Source organism: Pseudomonas resinovorans NBRC 106553, assembly GCF_000412695.1.
GTDB classification, from domain to species: Bacteria; Pseudomonadota; Gammaproteobacteria; order Pseudomonadales; family Pseudomonadaceae; genus Metapseudomonas; species Metapseudomonas resinovorans_A.
In genome coordinates this window covers 2,687,469-2,700,711 of sequence record NC_021499.1, presented here as the reverse complement: position 1 = coordinate 2,700,711, position 13,243 = coordinate 2,687,469, and the positions used below count along the sequence as shown (strand labels likewise).

General features: G+C 66.5%; 15 protein-coding genes. 10 read left to right on the top strand and 5 right to left on the bottom strand.

Annotated elements, in window-relative coordinates; translation table 11 throughout:
• The first annotated feature begins 73 nt into the window (after positions 1-73).
• From PCA10_RS12160 to PCA10_RS12130, 7 genes are all read left to right on the top strand, one after another.
• Positions 74-1,132 carry a catalase family peroxidase gene (locus tag PCA10_RS12160; protein ID WP_016492385.1) on the top strand — a complete coding sequence of 353 codons (1,059 nt, stop codon included), beginning with the start codon at positions 74-76 and terminating at the stop codon, positions 1,130-1,132.
• Positions 1,129-1,689, top strand: a complete 561-nt coding sequence (locus PCA10_RS12155) for a cytochrome b (RefSeq protein WP_016492384.1) — start codon at positions 1,129-1,131, stop codon at positions 1,687-1,689. The genes PCA10_RS12160 and PCA10_RS12155 overlap by 4 nt, the downstream gene beginning before the upstream one ends.
• Before the next feature lie 47 nt (positions 1,690-1,736).
• Positions 1,737-1,994, top strand: coding sequence for a DUF2790 domain-containing protein (locus PCA10_RS12150; protein ID WP_016492383.1), 258 nt, complete (start codon positions 1,737-1,739; stop codon positions 1,992-1,994).
• A gap of 152 nt (positions 1,995-2,146) precedes the next feature.
• Positions 2,147-2,467 (top strand): hypothetical protein, encoded by a 321-nt coding sequence (locus PCA10_RS12145; protein WP_016492382.1) that lies wholly within the window; start codon positions 2,147-2,149, stop codon positions 2,465-2,467.
• Between the two features lie 119 nt (positions 2,468-2,586).
• Complete coding sequence (locus tag PCA10_RS12140) at positions 2,587-3,687, top strand: 2OG-Fe(II) oxygenase (RefSeq protein WP_016492381.1); 1,101 nt, start codon at positions 2,587-2,589, stop codon at positions 3,685-3,687.
• Between the two features lie 55 nt (positions 3,688-3,742).
• Complete coding sequence (locus tag PCA10_RS12135; protein WP_016492380.1) at positions 3,743-4,078, top strand: DUF5629 family protein; 336 nt, start codon at positions 3,743-3,745, stop codon at positions 4,076-4,078.
• A gap of 136 nt (positions 4,079-4,214) precedes the next feature.
• Complete coding sequence (locus tag PCA10_RS12130; protein WP_016492379.1) at positions 4,215-4,685, top strand: hypothetical protein; 471 nt, start codon at positions 4,215-4,217, stop codon at positions 4,683-4,685.
• A 3-nt stretch (positions 4,686-4,688) separates the two neighbouring features.
• On the opposite strand, the gene PCA10_RS12125 is transcribed toward PCA10_RS12130, so the two are convergent.
• Positions 4,689-5,279 (bottom strand): helix-turn-helix domain-containing protein, encoded by a 591-nt coding sequence (locus PCA10_RS12125; RefSeq protein ID WP_041770682.1) that lies wholly within the window; start codon positions 5,277-5,279, stop codon positions 4,689-4,691.
• Between the two features lie 59 nt (positions 5,280-5,338).
• On the opposite strand from PCA10_RS12125, the gene rhtA reads away from it, so the two are divergent.
• The gene (gene rhtA, locus PCA10_RS12120; protein ID WP_041770231.1) at positions 5,339-6,229 is read left to right on the top strand and encodes a threonine/homoserine exporter RhtA; all 891 of its coding nucleotides are present in this window, start codon (positions 5,339-5,341) and stop codon (positions 6,227-6,229) included.
• A gap of 90 nt (positions 6,230-6,319) precedes the next feature.
• Positions 6,320-7,261, top strand: a complete 942-nt coding sequence (epsC, locus tag PCA10_RS12115) for a serine O-acetyltransferase EpsC (protein ID WP_016492375.1) — start codon at positions 6,320-6,322, stop codon at positions 7,259-7,261.
• A gap of 180 nt (positions 7,262-7,441) precedes the next feature.
• Here epsC and PCA10_RS12110 read toward each other — a convergent pair whose 3' ends face one another.
• Positions 7,442-8,572: a M14 family metallopeptidase gene (locus tag PCA10_RS12110; RefSeq protein WP_016492374.1), complete on the bottom strand. Its 1,131-nt coding sequence runs from the start codon at positions 8,570-8,572 to the stop codon at positions 7,442-7,444.
• Positions 8,573-8,679: 107 nt separating this feature from the next.
• The gene (locus tag PCA10_RS12105; RefSeq protein WP_016492373.1) at positions 8,680-9,339 is read right to left on the bottom strand and encodes a YceH family protein; all 660 of its coding nucleotides are present in this window, start codon (positions 9,337-9,339) and stop codon (positions 8,680-8,682) included.
• Between the two features lie 433 nt (positions 9,340-9,772).
• Here PCA10_RS12105 and PCA10_RS12100 point away from each other — a divergent pair, with 433 nt between their 5' ends.
• A complete protein-coding gene (locus PCA10_RS12100) occupies positions 9,773-10,363 on the top strand; it encodes a hypothetical protein (RefSeq protein WP_016492372.1) in 591 nt (196 codons plus the stop codon).
• A gap of 107 nt (positions 10,364-10,470) precedes the next feature.
• Here the strand turns inward: PCA10_RS12100 and PCA10_RS12095 are convergent, their stop codons facing one another.
• Together PCA10_RS12095 and PCA10_RS12090 are read right to left on the bottom strand one after the other, a co-directional pair.
• Positions 10,471-11,436, bottom strand: a complete 966-nt coding sequence (locus tag PCA10_RS12095) for a CobW family GTP-binding protein (RefSeq protein WP_016492371.1) — start codon at positions 11,434-11,436, stop codon at positions 10,471-10,473.
• Positions 11,437-11,461: 25 nt separating this feature from the next.
• Positions 11,462-13,198, bottom strand: a complete 1,737-nt coding sequence (locus PCA10_RS12090; RefSeq protein ID WP_016492370.1) for an amidohydrolase — start codon at positions 13,196-13,198, stop codon at positions 11,462-11,464.
• Positions 13,199-13,243 lie beyond the last annotated feature (45 nt).

Sequence of the window (13,243 nt, the reverse complement as noted above, 5' to 3'; positions counted from 1 at the left end):
CGGCCGGGAATAAATCCCCGGGGCCTGCGTCTCACCGGCTCATGGACAAGGGCATGTGGCCCGGGAGTATCGCATGAGCAAGGCACCACCCAAGGAGATCGACCTGGCGGCGCGACTGGCACTGATCGGCCTGGCCGTCGGCGGCCTGGCCGCAGGCTTCGCCTATGCCGCCGGCTGGATCGGCGGCGAACGCCTGACCCCGCAACGAATCATCGACACCTTCGAAGCCAACGCCGGCAAGTTCCCCGGCTACCGCAAGAATCACGCAAAGGGCATCTGCATTGCCGGGCACTTCGAAAGCAGCGGCGAGGCTGCCGGGCTGTCCCGCGCCAGTGTGTTCGCCCCCGGCACAGTACCGGTCATAGGCCGCCTGGCCATCGGCGGCAGCAACCCCCACGCGCCGGATGCCGGCGTACCCGTGCGCAGCATGGCGCTGCTCTTCCAGCTGCCGGGCGGCGAGCAATGGCGCACCGCCATGAACACACCGCCGGTGCTGCCGGTAGCCACCCCGGAGGCCTTCTACGAGCAGGTGCTGGCCGGCCGACCCGACCCGGCAACCGGCAAGCCGGACCCAGCGAAGATGCAGGCCTTCTTCGCCGCCCACCCGGAAAGCGCGGCCTTCCGCCAGTGGGCCCAGGGCGCCAAGCCCAGCAACAGCTTCGCCAATATCGCCTACAACGGCATCAACGCCTTCCGCCTGGTGGACGCCGCCGGCAACGCCCGGTACGTGCGCTGGTCGGTGCTGCCGGAGGCGCCCTTCGAGCCCCTGGGAGATGCCGGCACGGACCCGGACTTCCTCAGCCATGACCTGCAGCAGCGCCTGGCCCAGGGGCCGCTGCGCTGGCGCCTGGTGCTGACCCTGGCCGAACCCGGCGACCCCACCGACGACGCCACCCGCCAGTGGCCGGCCGAACGCCGCCAGGTGAACGCCGGCACCCTGGTGGTGGAAAGCGCCGAAGCCCAGGCCAACGGCGCCTGCCGCGACATCAATTACGACCCGCTGGTGCTGCCGGACGGAATCCAGGCCTCGGGCGACCCGATCCTCGCGGCGCGCTCGGCCGCCTATGCCGTGTCCTACAACCGCCGCACCCGCGAAGGTGCGCCCCAGCCCGAGACAGGAGTCCGGCCATGACCGCGCCCACCCATTTCGCCCCGCTGCTGCGGGTCATCCACTGGCTGATGGCGATCCTGCTGCTGGCCATGCTGTTCATCGGCATAAGCATGGTGGGCGACCTGTCGCCGCGCCATGACGCGCTGGTGGCCCTGCACAAGCCCCTGGGGATAGCCCTGCTGGCACTGGCGCTGGTGCGCCTGGCGGTGCGTCTGGCCCGCCCCCTGCCGCCGCTGCCGGCGGACATGCCGTCCTGGCAGCAACGCCTGGCCAAGCTGTCCCATCTGTTGCTCTACGCGCTGATGATCGCCCTGCCCCTGGTGGGCTGGGCGATGCAGTCCGCCGGGGGTTACCCGGTGGCGCTTCACGAGCGTCTGCTACTGCCGCCCATCGTCCCGCACGACGCACAGCTCTATGCCGCGCTGCGCCTGGCCCACACTGTACTGGCGTACCTGCTGTTCATCGGCATCCTGGCGCACCTGGCGGCGGCCCTCTACCACGCACTCATCCGCAGGGATGGGGTGCTATCGAGCATGACCACCGGCACTGGCATCCGCAGGTTGCCTGACGGTCAGTAGGCGCGGGACTTCCCGCAACCTCCCCCTCTCCAGTAGGAGAATCCACCATGAAAACCCTTGTCGTCGCCTTGACTCTCAGCCTTGCTTCCACTGCCACCCTGGCCGCCACCACGGACCAGGCGACGCAGCCGGTAACGGAATACGAGTACGGCATGCGCCTGGACATCCAACGGGTAGTGCAAATGACCGACCTGACCACCTTCTGTGGCATCGGGCCGGCGCGCATGACCTTCGAGGACAGCCAGATGCAGGAGAGGACGATCGAGTACCTGGTCTGGGGAACCGGGTGCAAGAACGACTATTGAGCAGTGCCTCGTAGGAGCGGGCTCCACTCGGGAGGAGACGCCGTTCGCGAGCAAAGCTCGCTCCTACAGGGATTTGACGCCGAATCGGGAAACCGATGGGCGCTCGCGGATGTCCATGGCAGGATCGCCAACCCGAAAGCGAGGAACACCCCTTGGATATCCGCTACCTGCTGCTTGCCGCCACCCTCTTCGCCGCCCAGGCCAACGCCTCCGGCGACCAGGCCTGGAAGGACCACGACGCCCGCCTCCTGAATGCCTGCAAGGCCGCCAGCGGCCTGAAGGATGTCCGCCCCGCCGGCGCACCGGTGTTGTTCGACGACCGCCTCGGGCTCACCGCCCTGCTGCTGGAAGGCCGCTACCCGCAGCCGCACATGAAGAACCAGCGTGGCCGCGAGCTATGCCTGTACGAGCGCAAGTCGCACAAGGCCCACATCGCCGAAGCCGACACACTGGCGGCGCCGCGCAAGCCCTGATGAGGATCATCCGGGGCGGGCAGAGTGCCGCTCAGACCTCGCGAAGCCGCGTCCGGCGCCCCGGCAAGGCAGGAGTTCGGCATTTCGGCTAGCTTGAGGTCAGGCTACCGGAGGCAATCATGACCCAGCGCAACTCACCCGTGGGCCCGGGCGAAGCGGTGCCCTGGTTCACCAGCAGCACACCCAGCCGCGAGCGCTTCACCTTCGACACCGCTGCCGGGCGCTACATCGTCCTCAGTTTTCTCGGTTCCTCCGCCGACCCCACCGCCTCGCGGGTCCTCGCTGACCTGCTGGCGCGCCGCGAGCATTTCGACGACGACCAGGCGAGCTTCTTCGGCGTCACCGTGGACCCGCGGGACCGCGAGCAGCAGCGCCTGCGCGACCTGTTGCCGGGCATCCGCTTCTTCTGGGACATGGACCGCAGCATCTGTGGCCTCTACGGCGCGCAGCGTCCGGACGGCGCCATCCGCCAGATGAGCTACCTGCTGGACCCGCGCCTGCGGGTGATCGCCGTGCTCCCCATCGCCCCCGGTGGCGAAGGCCATGTCGACGCCTTGCTGGCCCTGCTCCGGGCCCAGGAGCCGATCCCCGCTACGGCCGGCGCCCGGGTACAGGCGCCGGTGCTGGTGATCCCACGGATCTTCGAGCCGGAGCTGTGCCGGGAGCTGATCGGTTACTACCAGCGCTTTGGAGGCAGCGAGTCGGGCTTCATGGTCGAGCGCGATGGCAAGACGGTGCAGATGCAGAAGCACGAGCACAAGCGCCGCCGCGACTGCGCCGTGGAGGACGAAACGCTGCGCCAGGCTTGCATGCAGCGCATCACCACGCGCCTGGTACCGGAAATCCACAAGGCCTTCCAGTTCCAGGCCACACGCATGGAGCGCTATCTGGTGGCCTGCTACGACGCCGCTGAAGGCGGCCACTTCCGCCCCCATCGCGACAACACCACCAAGGGCACCGCCCATCGCCGCTTCGCGGTTTCCCTGTTCCTCAACAGCGGCGAATACGAGGGCGGCTGCCTGCGCTTCCCGGAGTTCGGCCACAGTCTCTACAGCGCCCCCACCGGCGGCGCCGTGGTGTTCTCCTGCTCACTGCTGCACGAGGCCACGCCAGTCAGCGCCGGCTGCCGCTACATGTTCCTGCCCTTCCTCTATGACGAAGCGGGCAAGCGAATCCGCGACGAGAACCAGCAGTACCTGGAGAGCCCGGCCGAGCAATGAGGGGCGTCCTGTCTTATCATGCCGCGCCCCTCCGCCCCCTGATGGAAGAACACCGATGCCCCACGAAACCCTGCTGGACGCCCTGCTGGCCGCCGACATGCTCGAAATCGACGACCTGCACGCCTGGGAGTTCGACCTGGACGAGTCCCTGCTGGACGCACTGGAAGCGGGTCAGCCGGGCGAGCCCGACGCGCAGCTGCTGCGTGTGGAGTGCATGGACGGCCGCAACCGTCGCGAATGGCGCTTCACCCAGGCCGCCGTGCAGGCCGCGCGCTTCGATGCCGAAAGCGGTTGCTGGAAGCTCGCCGGCAGCGACGCCGAGCACGCCCTGCGCTGCCTGGATGCCTTCGGCGGCGATGCCGAGGATGAGGACGAAGACGCGCAGGACTGAGCGTCCGCCCTGATACCTTGCAGGGGCAGCCAGGCCGCCCTTGGCGAATGAATTCGCCCCCACAACGAAAACGCTCCTGCGCGCGCGATGGCCTCTATAGTAAGGAGGCATCTTGAAGGCGAGGAGCGCCTGTCCCATGAAATCCGTCCGACTACCGACAGTCCTCACGTTGGCGCTGACCGCAACGCTCGCCCAGACCAGTTGGGCCGAGGAATGGAACTGGTACCTGCAGACCAGCGCCTACACCACACACTTCAATCACGACCCCGACCACAACAACCACCAGGAGCTGATCGGCCTGGAGTACACCACCAGAAACGACCTGATCATCGGGGGCGCGACCTTCAAAAACTCGTTCTACCAGCGCAGCCAATACGTCTATGCCGGCAAGCGTTTCAACTTCGAAGACACGCCCTTCTACTTCAAGATTTCCGCCGGTGCCCTGCAAGGCTACCGGGGCGATTACCGCGACAAGATTCCGCTGAACCGCTTTCACGTAGCGCCGGCCATCATCCCCTCGCTGGGGGTGCAGCTCGGCCGGGTCGGAGGCGAGGTGGTGCTGCTGGGGGCGGCGGCGCTGATGGTCAACGTCGGGGTCTACTTCTGAGGTTCAGGTCAGTACGTTGCGGATGAACCGCACCGGCTCGTCGCCCTCGTTGGCGTAGACGTAGGAGCGGTCGCTGCCGAACACCAGGAAATCCCCGGCCTCCACCCGCTTGCACTCATCACCGCTGTGCACGCTCAGGCAGCCCTCGATCACATAGATCATCTCGCGCCAGCCTTCGGCGTCCGGTTCCGCCCGGTAGCGCTCGCCCGGCGCCAGGGACCAGCTCCAGAGTTCCACCTCGCGCCGCGCCGCCGTGCTCGCCAGGAGCGTGGCGCGGCTGCCCGGCTTGCTGCCGACCCAGGCCACGGCGTTGATCCGCGAGCGATCGGGACGGTCGGGCTGCTGGACCAGGTCCGGAAACAGTACGCCCAGCGCGGCGGCGATGCGGTCGAGGGTGGCCAGGCTGACGTTTACATCGCCGCCCTCGATACCCACCAGCATGCGCCGGCTGACCCCCGCAGCGGTCGCCAGGGCCTCCTGGCTGAGGCCAGCGGCGCGACGCAGGCGGCGGACATTCTCGGAGACGTGCTCGAGGACATTGGGGCGTTCATCTGTCTTGGGCAACATATTGCTCATACCCTGCCTTTTGCGCATTATGTTGCACATAACCATTCCAACGCGCCAGCCCCCTGGCCATCGCCCGGATTCGCCCCATGTCGTCGCTGTCGAGTCGCTTCGCTTCCACCTTACTGCCCGTTTCCGTCCTCCTGGTCGCCATGGCCTCCATCCAGAGCGGGGCCTCCCTGGCCAAGACCCTGTTCCCGGTGATCGGCGCCCAGGGCACCACCACCCTGCGCCTGGTGTTCGCCGCCATCTTCCTGGTGCTGATCCTGCGGCCCTGGCGCGCCCGGATCAGCAAGTCGTCCCTGCCCGCGCTGCTGATGTACGGCGTGGCACTGGGCGGCATGAACCTGCTGTTCTACATGTCCCTGCGCACTATCCCGCTGGGGATCGCCGTGGCCCTGGAGTTCACCGGGCCGCTGGCCGTCGCATTGTTCGCGTCGCGTCGCACCATCGACTTCGTCTGGATCGGCCTGGCCGCGCTCGGCCTCTGGCTCCTGCTGCCCCTGGGCAAGACCGAAGCGCATCTGGACCCGACCGGCATGGCCTATGCCCTGGGCGCGGGTGTCTGCTGGGCGCTCTACATCATCTACGGCGCTCGCGCCGGCAGCGACCACGGCATGCAGGGCGCGGCCCTCGGCGTACTGGTGGCGGCCGTCTTCATCGCCCCGGTGGGCATCGTTCACGCAGGCGCCGACCTGCTGCGACCCGAGCTGCTGCCCGTGGCCCTGGGGGTCGCCCTGCTCTCCACCGCCATTCCCTACACCCTGGAAATGGTCGCCCTGACCCGCCTGCCGGCGCAGACCTTCGGCACCCTGATGAGCATCGAGCCGGCGTTCGGCGCGCTCTCCGGGCTGTTGTTCCTCGGCGAGCACCTGACGGCGCTGCAATGGCTGGCGATTCTCTGCATCATCCTCGCCTCCGTCGGCTGTACCGTCACCACGGCTCCACGCAAGCAGGTTCAACCCCTGCCCGCCGACTGAAACGGGCATTTCCGGCGAATCACCTCTTGCGCAGAACAGGTGATTCTCCGCACGCTATAGCGATCCGGACCGCGCCTTACAGGTACCCCAATGAACAGACTCCCCTATGTCGCCACCGGCTGCCGGCCGGTCAATTGGCAGCTCGACCAGATCGTCAATGAGCTGCGCGACGCCCGCGCCCAATGGCGCAGCCAGCATGGCCGACTGCAGGACCGCGGCGGCCGCGAGCTGCCTTCGCGGGTCACGGTCGGGCACATCATCGAAGCCCTGTCCGGTGCCCTGTTCCCCATGCGCCTCGGCCCGGCCGACCTGCGTGAGGAAAGCGAAGACTTCTACGTTGGCCATACCCTGGACGTGGCGCTGAACGCCCTGGCCGGCGAGGTACGCCGCGAACTGTCCTATGCCGCCCGGCACAACGGGGCCAGCGGCGACGACATCGCCTGCCAGGCCATCGAGATCGTCAAGGGCTTCGCCGCCACCCTCCCCCAGCTGCGCATCCTGCTGGATACCGACGTGCTCGCCGCCTTCCAGGGCGACCCGGCGGCGCGCAGCGTGGACGAGGTGCTGATCTGCTATCCGGGTGTGCATGCGGTGATCCACCACCGCCTCGCCCATTACTTCTACAAGGCCGGCCTGCCGCTGCTGGCGCGGATGATCGCGGAGATCGCCCATTCCGCCACCGGCATCGACATCCACCCCGGCGCCACCATCGGCAAGAGCTTCTTCATCGACCACGGTACGGGCGTGGTGATCGGCGAGACGGCCATCATCGGCGAGCGGGTACGCATCTACCAGGCGGTCACCCTGGGCGCCAAGCGCTTCCCGGCGGATGAGGAAGGCAACCTGCAGAAGGGCCAGCCGCGCCATCCGATAGTGGAAGACGAAGTGGTGATCTACGCCGGCGCCACCATCCTCGGCCGCATCACCATCGGCAAGGGCTCGACCATCGGCGGCAACGTCTGGCTGACCCGCAGCGTGCCGGAAGGCAGCAATATCACCCAGGCCAACCTGCAGAACGAAAGCGGGGTTTGAGCCTATCGGCCGGACATGGCCGATGGGTATCGTTCCTCAACCCATCCTACGGGTGGCCCAGTGCTTTTCGTAGGATGGGTCGGGCGGCGTTCCGCGAGCGAAGCGAAACCCATCGATTCGTAGTTCAGCGCCACCAACGAAAACGGCCCCATCAGGGGCCGTTTTTCTGTCACCGCGCACTCAGCGCAGCTTGTCCACCATGGCCGCCACCACCGACAGCACATCCTTGCCCAGGCGCTTGGAGCGCTCGCCGTTCCAGGCCGTGCGCGGGTGCGGGTTGTCGTCGTGGTCCTTGAACGGCATCTCGATGGTGAACGACAGGCAGTCGAAAGCCATGCCCACGGCGTTGCAGGCCAGGGTGGTATTGGCCTTGCCCGGCTCGTCGCGCGGATAGCCGAACGCGATCTGGAACTCGGCGCCCATGTCCACCAGGCGCTGGCGGAACTCGCTTTCCAGGGCCTCCAGGCGCGGCGTGTAGCCGGGGTTGCCTTCGCAGCCGGCCGTGAACACGTGGGGGATTTCCTCGTCGCCGTGGATGTCGAGGAACAGGTCCACGCCCACCTTGCGCATCTGCTGCTGGACGAAGAACACCTCGGGGGTCTCGCTGTCGTCGGCCGACTGCCAGGCACGGTTGAGGTCCTTGCCGGCGGCGTTGGTGCGCAGGTGACCACGGTAGGCGCCATCCGGGTTCATGTTCGGCACCAGGTAGAGGTCGGCCTTGGCCAGCAGCGCGTCCATCTCCCCATCGTCGCGGCGCGACAGGCGCTCGATCACGCCCTCCATGTACCACTCGGCCATATGCTCGCCGGGGTGCTGCTGGGCGATGATCCAGACCTTGCGCTGTGCCTCGGGGTTGCGGCTGATCCGCAGCAGGGGGATCTCGCGACCCTCGATGCTCTTGCCGATGGCGACGATCTCGGCGTCGGCCTTGTCCAGGGCCTCGCTGATCAGCCAGTCGTGGCGGGCGCGGCTGTAGGGTTCGAAGTAGGCGAACCAGATCTGCTCGTGGGTGGGTTCCAGGGCGAAATGCAGACCCTTCTCGTCGAAGCTGCTGGGAACACGGAACCAGTTCACCTGATCGTAGGAAGCGGCGGCGTTGTAGCCGGTCCAGGCGTGGCTATAGGCCGACTGCCCGGCGTTGGTCAGGCTGAAGCCATGGCGCTGGCCGGGGGTCAGGCCCTCGACCTTGAAGTGGAACCACTGGAAGTGATGGCTCTTCAGGTCCGGGCGCATGGCCAGCAGCACCTGTTGCGGATTGCTGGCATCAATCACTTCGATGTTGCCGCTGTCGAAGTCCGAGCTGATCTTCATGGATACCTCAGGGGCGGTGTTTCACGGTAAGTGCAGGATCGCAGGTCGCGCCGCAGTGGGAAATCGTCGGGGCGACATCGACGGACAGCCGCCGCCCCGTGCCAGGCTCACTCGCCCTGCTGCTCCAGACGCGCCAGCCGCGCTTCCAGGTCGACGATCCGAGCTTCCAGCTCCTCGAGACGGCTGTCGGACGCGGCACGGGAGTCGCCGCGCTCCGGCTGGCTGGCACGGGCCTCCAGCAGCGCCTCGAGATCGGCCGGCTCACCCATCAGGTGCATGTAGCGGTCTTCGCGCTGGCCACCCTGGCGCGGCATCAGCACCACCAGGCCACGGGCAACCAGGCGTTCCAGCTGATGGCGCACATCTTCAGTGTCGTCGAAATCGGCCATGCGGTTGCTGCGGGTCAGCAGCTCGCCGAGGGTCTGGGGGCCACGCAACAGCAACAGACCGATCAGGATCAATTGCGGCTGCACCACTTCCAGTGCCTTGTCGGTGCGCTGTTCCCAGCGGTCGGCGCGACTGCCCATCACCAGCTTCACCAGGCCGCGCGACTCCAGGTTGCGCAGCGCCTGGCCAGCCTGGCCGGGGGTGACGTTCATCACTGGCTCGCGGCTGGTCTTCTGGTTGCTGGCCAGCACCAGCGCGTTGAGGGTCAGCGGGTAGGACTCGGGGGTGGTCGCCTGCTTCTCGATCAGGCTGCCAAGCAGCCGGGCCTCGATGGCAGAGAGAGGGGCGTCGGCGAACTGGGCATGGATCTCGGTGGACATAGCACTATCCGTTTGCTGAAAAGTGCCAATAGCCTAGTCCCCGCAGCCTGGGGAGAAAAGCGCTCAATTCCAGCGCTGGCGACAGGACTACCGGCAACCTGCCGAAAGCGCCACGAGCGCTCTGGAACGGCACCTGCAGAGGGGACCAAGCGGCATCGCGACAGGTCGAGCACTCGGGATCGGCAACGATGCAGCGAGTCTATCGCGCAGATTGATCGACTTTATCGATTATACCAATCCAAGGAAAAGGCTATTCCATCTCAGGTAATTACGCCCCATAAAACAGGCTAACTATTTGTTTTATATAGACACGATACAACTATCATTAACGTCGATGGCAACCATCATCGAGCATCACTTCTTCATCGAAATCACATCAGTAACATGGGCCCCGTAGACGAATTCCAACCCCCTCTTCACCAAGGTGCCCAAAATGAAAAAGCAAATCCTCGCCAGCCTGTTCATCGCCAGCCTGTCCGCCACTGCTTTTGCTCTGCCCCAGGGCACCGTTGCTGAAGGTGGTTCCGACCGCACCAGCATCCACCGCGTCGCCGAAGGCGGTGCTGATCGCACCGGTGCCAACCGCATCGCCGAAAATGGCGCCGAGCGCTCCCAATCGCTGCGTGTCGCTGAAGGTGGTTCCGATCGCACCAAGGCTTTCGACGTAGCCGAAGGTGGTTCCGACCGCACCAAAGGCTTCGACGTAGCCGAAGGCGGTTCCGACCGCACCAAGGCCTTCGACGTAGCCGAAGGTGGTTCCGACCGCACCAAGGCCTTCGATGTCGCCGAAGGTGGTTCCGACCGCACCAAAGGCATCGATGTCGCTGAAGGCGGTTCCGACCGCACCAAGGCCTTCGACGTAGCTGAAGGCGGCTCTGATCGCACCAAAGGCTTCGATGTCGCCGAAGGCGGCTCCGACCGCACCAAGGCCTTCGACGTAGCTGAAGGCGGCTCTGATCGCACCAAAGGCTTCGATGTCGCCGAAGGTGGTGCCGACCGCACGGGTGCCAACCGTATCAGCTGATCCCGGAGCACTTCAGAGGCAGGCAATCACGATGTATGCATTCCCTGAAAGGCAGAAGGCGCCCACTGTGGCGCCTTCTTTCATTTCCGGGGTTTGCTCGGTGCCCCCTAAACCAGGCAACCCTCGAACGATGCCTGCAACGCCGCCCCATCGATGGACCCGCGCCGGCCGATGAAGATCAGCTGGGTATAAGGCGCCCCACCCTCCCAACCGTCCTCCGGTTTTATCTCAGTGCGGTTGCCCACCACATGGACGATGCAGCGCTTGCCTGGCGCCTCGGCGATCTGGCACACGCCCTTGGCTCGGTAGATCTCCACCGGCAAGGCGGCCAGTGCCGCGCGCAGCGCTTTCAGCGACAAGGGTCGCTCGCTGCTGAAGCTCCAGGTGTCGAAGAGTTGCGAGTGGTCCTCCGGCCCCGTCGCCAGCTTGCCCGCCGTGGCGGGCACCGGGCGCAGGCGCCAGCCGGCCTGGTGGCGACCGACACCCAGTACCAGCTCCAGGGGCACGTCGCCATGGGCGCATTCCAGCAGGCGGGCGCTGGGGTAGAGCCAGCGCGCCTTGAGCGCATCCAGTTGCTCGCGGCTGACCCGGTCGGTCTTGTTCAGGACGATGATGTCCGCCACATCCAGCTGTTCCATGGCCAACTGCGCCATCTCACCCTGCAGGTCGCCGAACTGCTCGGCATCCACCACCGTGAGGATGCTGTCGATGGCCAGCGCCTCGCGGAACTGCGGATAGCGCAGGGTATTGGCGATCTTGCTCGGGTTGGACACCCCGCTCGCCTCGATGATGATGTACTCCGGGCGATTGACACGGTCGTCGAGCATCCGGCCGAGCTGTTCGATCAGGTCGCTCTCCACGGTGCAGCAGATGCAGCCGTTGGCCAGGCTCAGGGTGGTCTGGGTCTGACTGACGATCAGCTGGCTGTCGATGTTGATCGCACCGAAGTCATTGACCATCACCGCCATGCGCAAGCCGTGGTCGCTGGTGAGGATGCGGTTCAGCAAGGTGGTCTTGCCGGCGCCGAGAAATCCCGACACCAGGGTGACCGGAATGGTGGCCTGTCTGCTCATGGTCCTGTCTCCTGCCCGGTCGGCTTCAGAAATTCGGCAGCTCGCCCTGCCAGGTGGCGGCATGGGCGGTGCCGGCGAACTCGCCGTGGCGGTCCCAGGTCACCTCGCCTTCCAGCAGGGTCAGTTGCACCTGGGCGTTGTGGATGTTGCCCTTGGGCTCCACCTCGAACAGGTTGCGGTCGAGCACGATGAGGTCGGCGGATTTGCCCACCTCGATGGACCCGGCCTTGTCCTCGATGCCCATGCACCAGGCACCGTTGAGGGTCATCACGCGGATGGCTTGCTCCAGGCTGATGGGCTGGCCGTAGAAGCAGCCCGCCTCCTCGCCGAAAGGGTTCTCGCGGGTGACCATGGCTTCGAAGCCGATCCAGGGGTTGATGCTGGAGACCGGCCAGTCGGTGCCCATCACCGCCACGCCGCCGTGTTCCAGCACACCCTTGAAGTTGTAGGCGCGTTGCATGCGGTCCTCGCCGAACACCGCGCGGGCGTAGGCGAAGGAGGATGGGAACCAGCCCACCGGGGAGAACTCGGCGGTGACGTTGAGCTCGGCGAAGCGCGGCAGGTTGGCGTCCAGCAAGGTGGTGCTGTGGGCGCACTGGTGGCGCACGCCGCTGTAGCCGTTGCGCCGGCGGGCCTCGGCCACGGCGTCGAGGAACAGGTCGGAAGCGCCGTCGCCGGTGCAGTGGGCGATCACGCGGATGCCGCGACGGTCCATGTCCACCACCATGTCGGTGATGTGTTCCGGGGTCATGTTGAGGTGGCCGCGCCAGCTTTCGTCACCCGGCCAGGCGCTGGACAGGTAGGACGAGCGGGATTCGTGGGTGCCGTCGAAGTGGAACTTCACCGCGTTGGCGTTCAGCCGCGCGCTGCGGTAGTAGTGCCGTTCGCCGGCCAGCAGCTCCCAGCGGCGCTTCACCGGGAAAATGTCGTCCTGCCAGCTGATGGCGGCTTCCACCCGCACCGACAGCTCGCCCACCTGGTCGATGGACTTCAGCGCATTCAGGCGGTGTTCGCAGACGTGGACGTACTTGGTGCCCACCACGCCGTGGCCGCTCTGGAACCACACCCCCTCGCGGTAGGCGCGCTTGAGCGCGTGCTGCGGGGTGGGCGGCATGGCGGCATGGATCAGCGCATAGGCGCCGTCCACCAGGATGCCGGTGGGCTCTCCGGTGACGCTGTCACGCTCGATGTAGCCATGGCGCGGGTCGAGGGTTTCGGCGTCGATGCCGGCCAGCTCCAGGGCCTTGGAGTTGACCATCATGCAGCCCCAGGAGCGGTCGAGGATGGCCACCGGGCGGTCCGGCAGGACGCTGTCCAGCCAGGCGCGGTCCGGCACCAGGCCGGCCTGCTTGAAGGTGTAGCGGACGAAGTACTGGCCATAGACCCAGCCATCGCCGGGGTGGGCGGCGGCGTAGTCGAGGATGGCCTGGCGCACCTGTTCCGGCGTCGGGTCTTCCAGGCCCACTTCCAGATAGCCCGCATAGCCCGGCGCCAGCTTGAGGTCCGGGTGGGTGTGCATGTCGTACAGGCCCGGCATCACGAAGCGGCCCTTGAGGTCCAGCACCTGGGTGCGCGGACCGATCAGACCATCCATGTCGGCACTGCCGCCGACAGCGATGAAGCGTCCGCCGCGGATAGCCACCGCTTCGGCCCAGTAGTTGGCGGCATCCACCGTGTAGATGCGGCCGTTGGTCAGCACCAGGTCGGCGGCGCCGGCCGGGCCGGGCACGTTGCTGGAGCGGTAGTCGGTGTGTTGGTCCATGGCAGTCGAATCCGAAGCGAGGGAATTTTCTGGTTATGGGCCGGA

Excerpts from the sequence above, each read along its gene's own strand:
- epsC (WP_016492375.1), top strand. The coding sequence starts at position 6,320 with ATGAACAGACTCCCCTATGTCGCCACCGGCTGCCGGCCGGTCAATTGG.
- PCA10_RS12140 (WP_016492381.1), top strand. The coding sequence starts at position 2,587 with ATGACCCAGCGCAACTCACCCGTGGGCCCGGGCGAAGCGGTGCCCTGG.
- PCA10_RS12155 (WP_016492384.1), top strand. The coding sequence starts at position 1,129 with ATGACCGCGCCCACCCATTTCGCCCCGCTGCTGCGGGTCATCCACTGG.
- PCA10_RS12105 (WP_016492373.1), bottom strand. The coding sequence starts at position 9,339 with ATGTCCACCGAGATCCATGCCCAGTTCGCCGACGCCCCTCTCTCTGCC.
- rhtA (WP_041770231.1), top strand. The coding sequence starts at position 5,339 with ATGTCGTCGCTGTCGAGTCGCTTCGCTTCCACCTTACTGCCCGTTTCC.
- PCA10_RS12135 (WP_016492380.1), top strand. The coding sequence starts at position 3,743 with ATGCCCCACGAAACCCTGCTGGACGCCCTGCTGGCCGCCGACATGCTC.
- PCA10_RS12160 (WP_016492385.1), top strand. The coding sequence starts at position 74 with ATGAGCAAGGCACCACCCAAGGAGATCGACCTGGCGGCGCGACTGGCA.
- PCA10_RS12100 (WP_016492372.1), top strand. The coding sequence starts at position 9,773 with ATGAAAAAGCAAATCCTCGCCAGCCTGTTCATCGCCAGCCTGTCCGCC.
- PCA10_RS12130 (WP_016492379.1), top strand. The coding sequence starts at position 4,215 with ATGAAATCCGTCCGACTACCGACAGTCCTCACGTTGGCGCTGACCGCA.
- PCA10_RS12125 (WP_041770682.1), bottom strand. The coding sequence starts at position 5,279 with ATGCGCAAAAGGCAGGGTATGAGCAATATGTTGCCCAAGACAGATGAA.
- PCA10_RS12110 (WP_016492374.1), bottom strand. The coding sequence starts at position 8,572 with ATGAAGATCAGCTCGGACTTCGACAGCGGCAACATCGAAGTGATTGAT.
- PCA10_RS12150 (WP_016492383.1), top strand. The coding sequence starts at position 1,737 with ATGAAAACCCTTGTCGTCGCCTTGACTCTCAGCCTTGCTTCCACTGCC.
- PCA10_RS12090 (WP_016492370.1), bottom strand. The coding sequence starts at position 13,198 with ATGGACCAACACACCGACTACCGCTCCAGCAACGTGCCCGGCCCGGCC.
- PCA10_RS12095 (WP_016492371.1), bottom strand. The coding sequence starts at position 11,436 with ATGAGCAGACAGGCCACCATTCCGGTCACCCTGGTGTCGGGATTTCTC.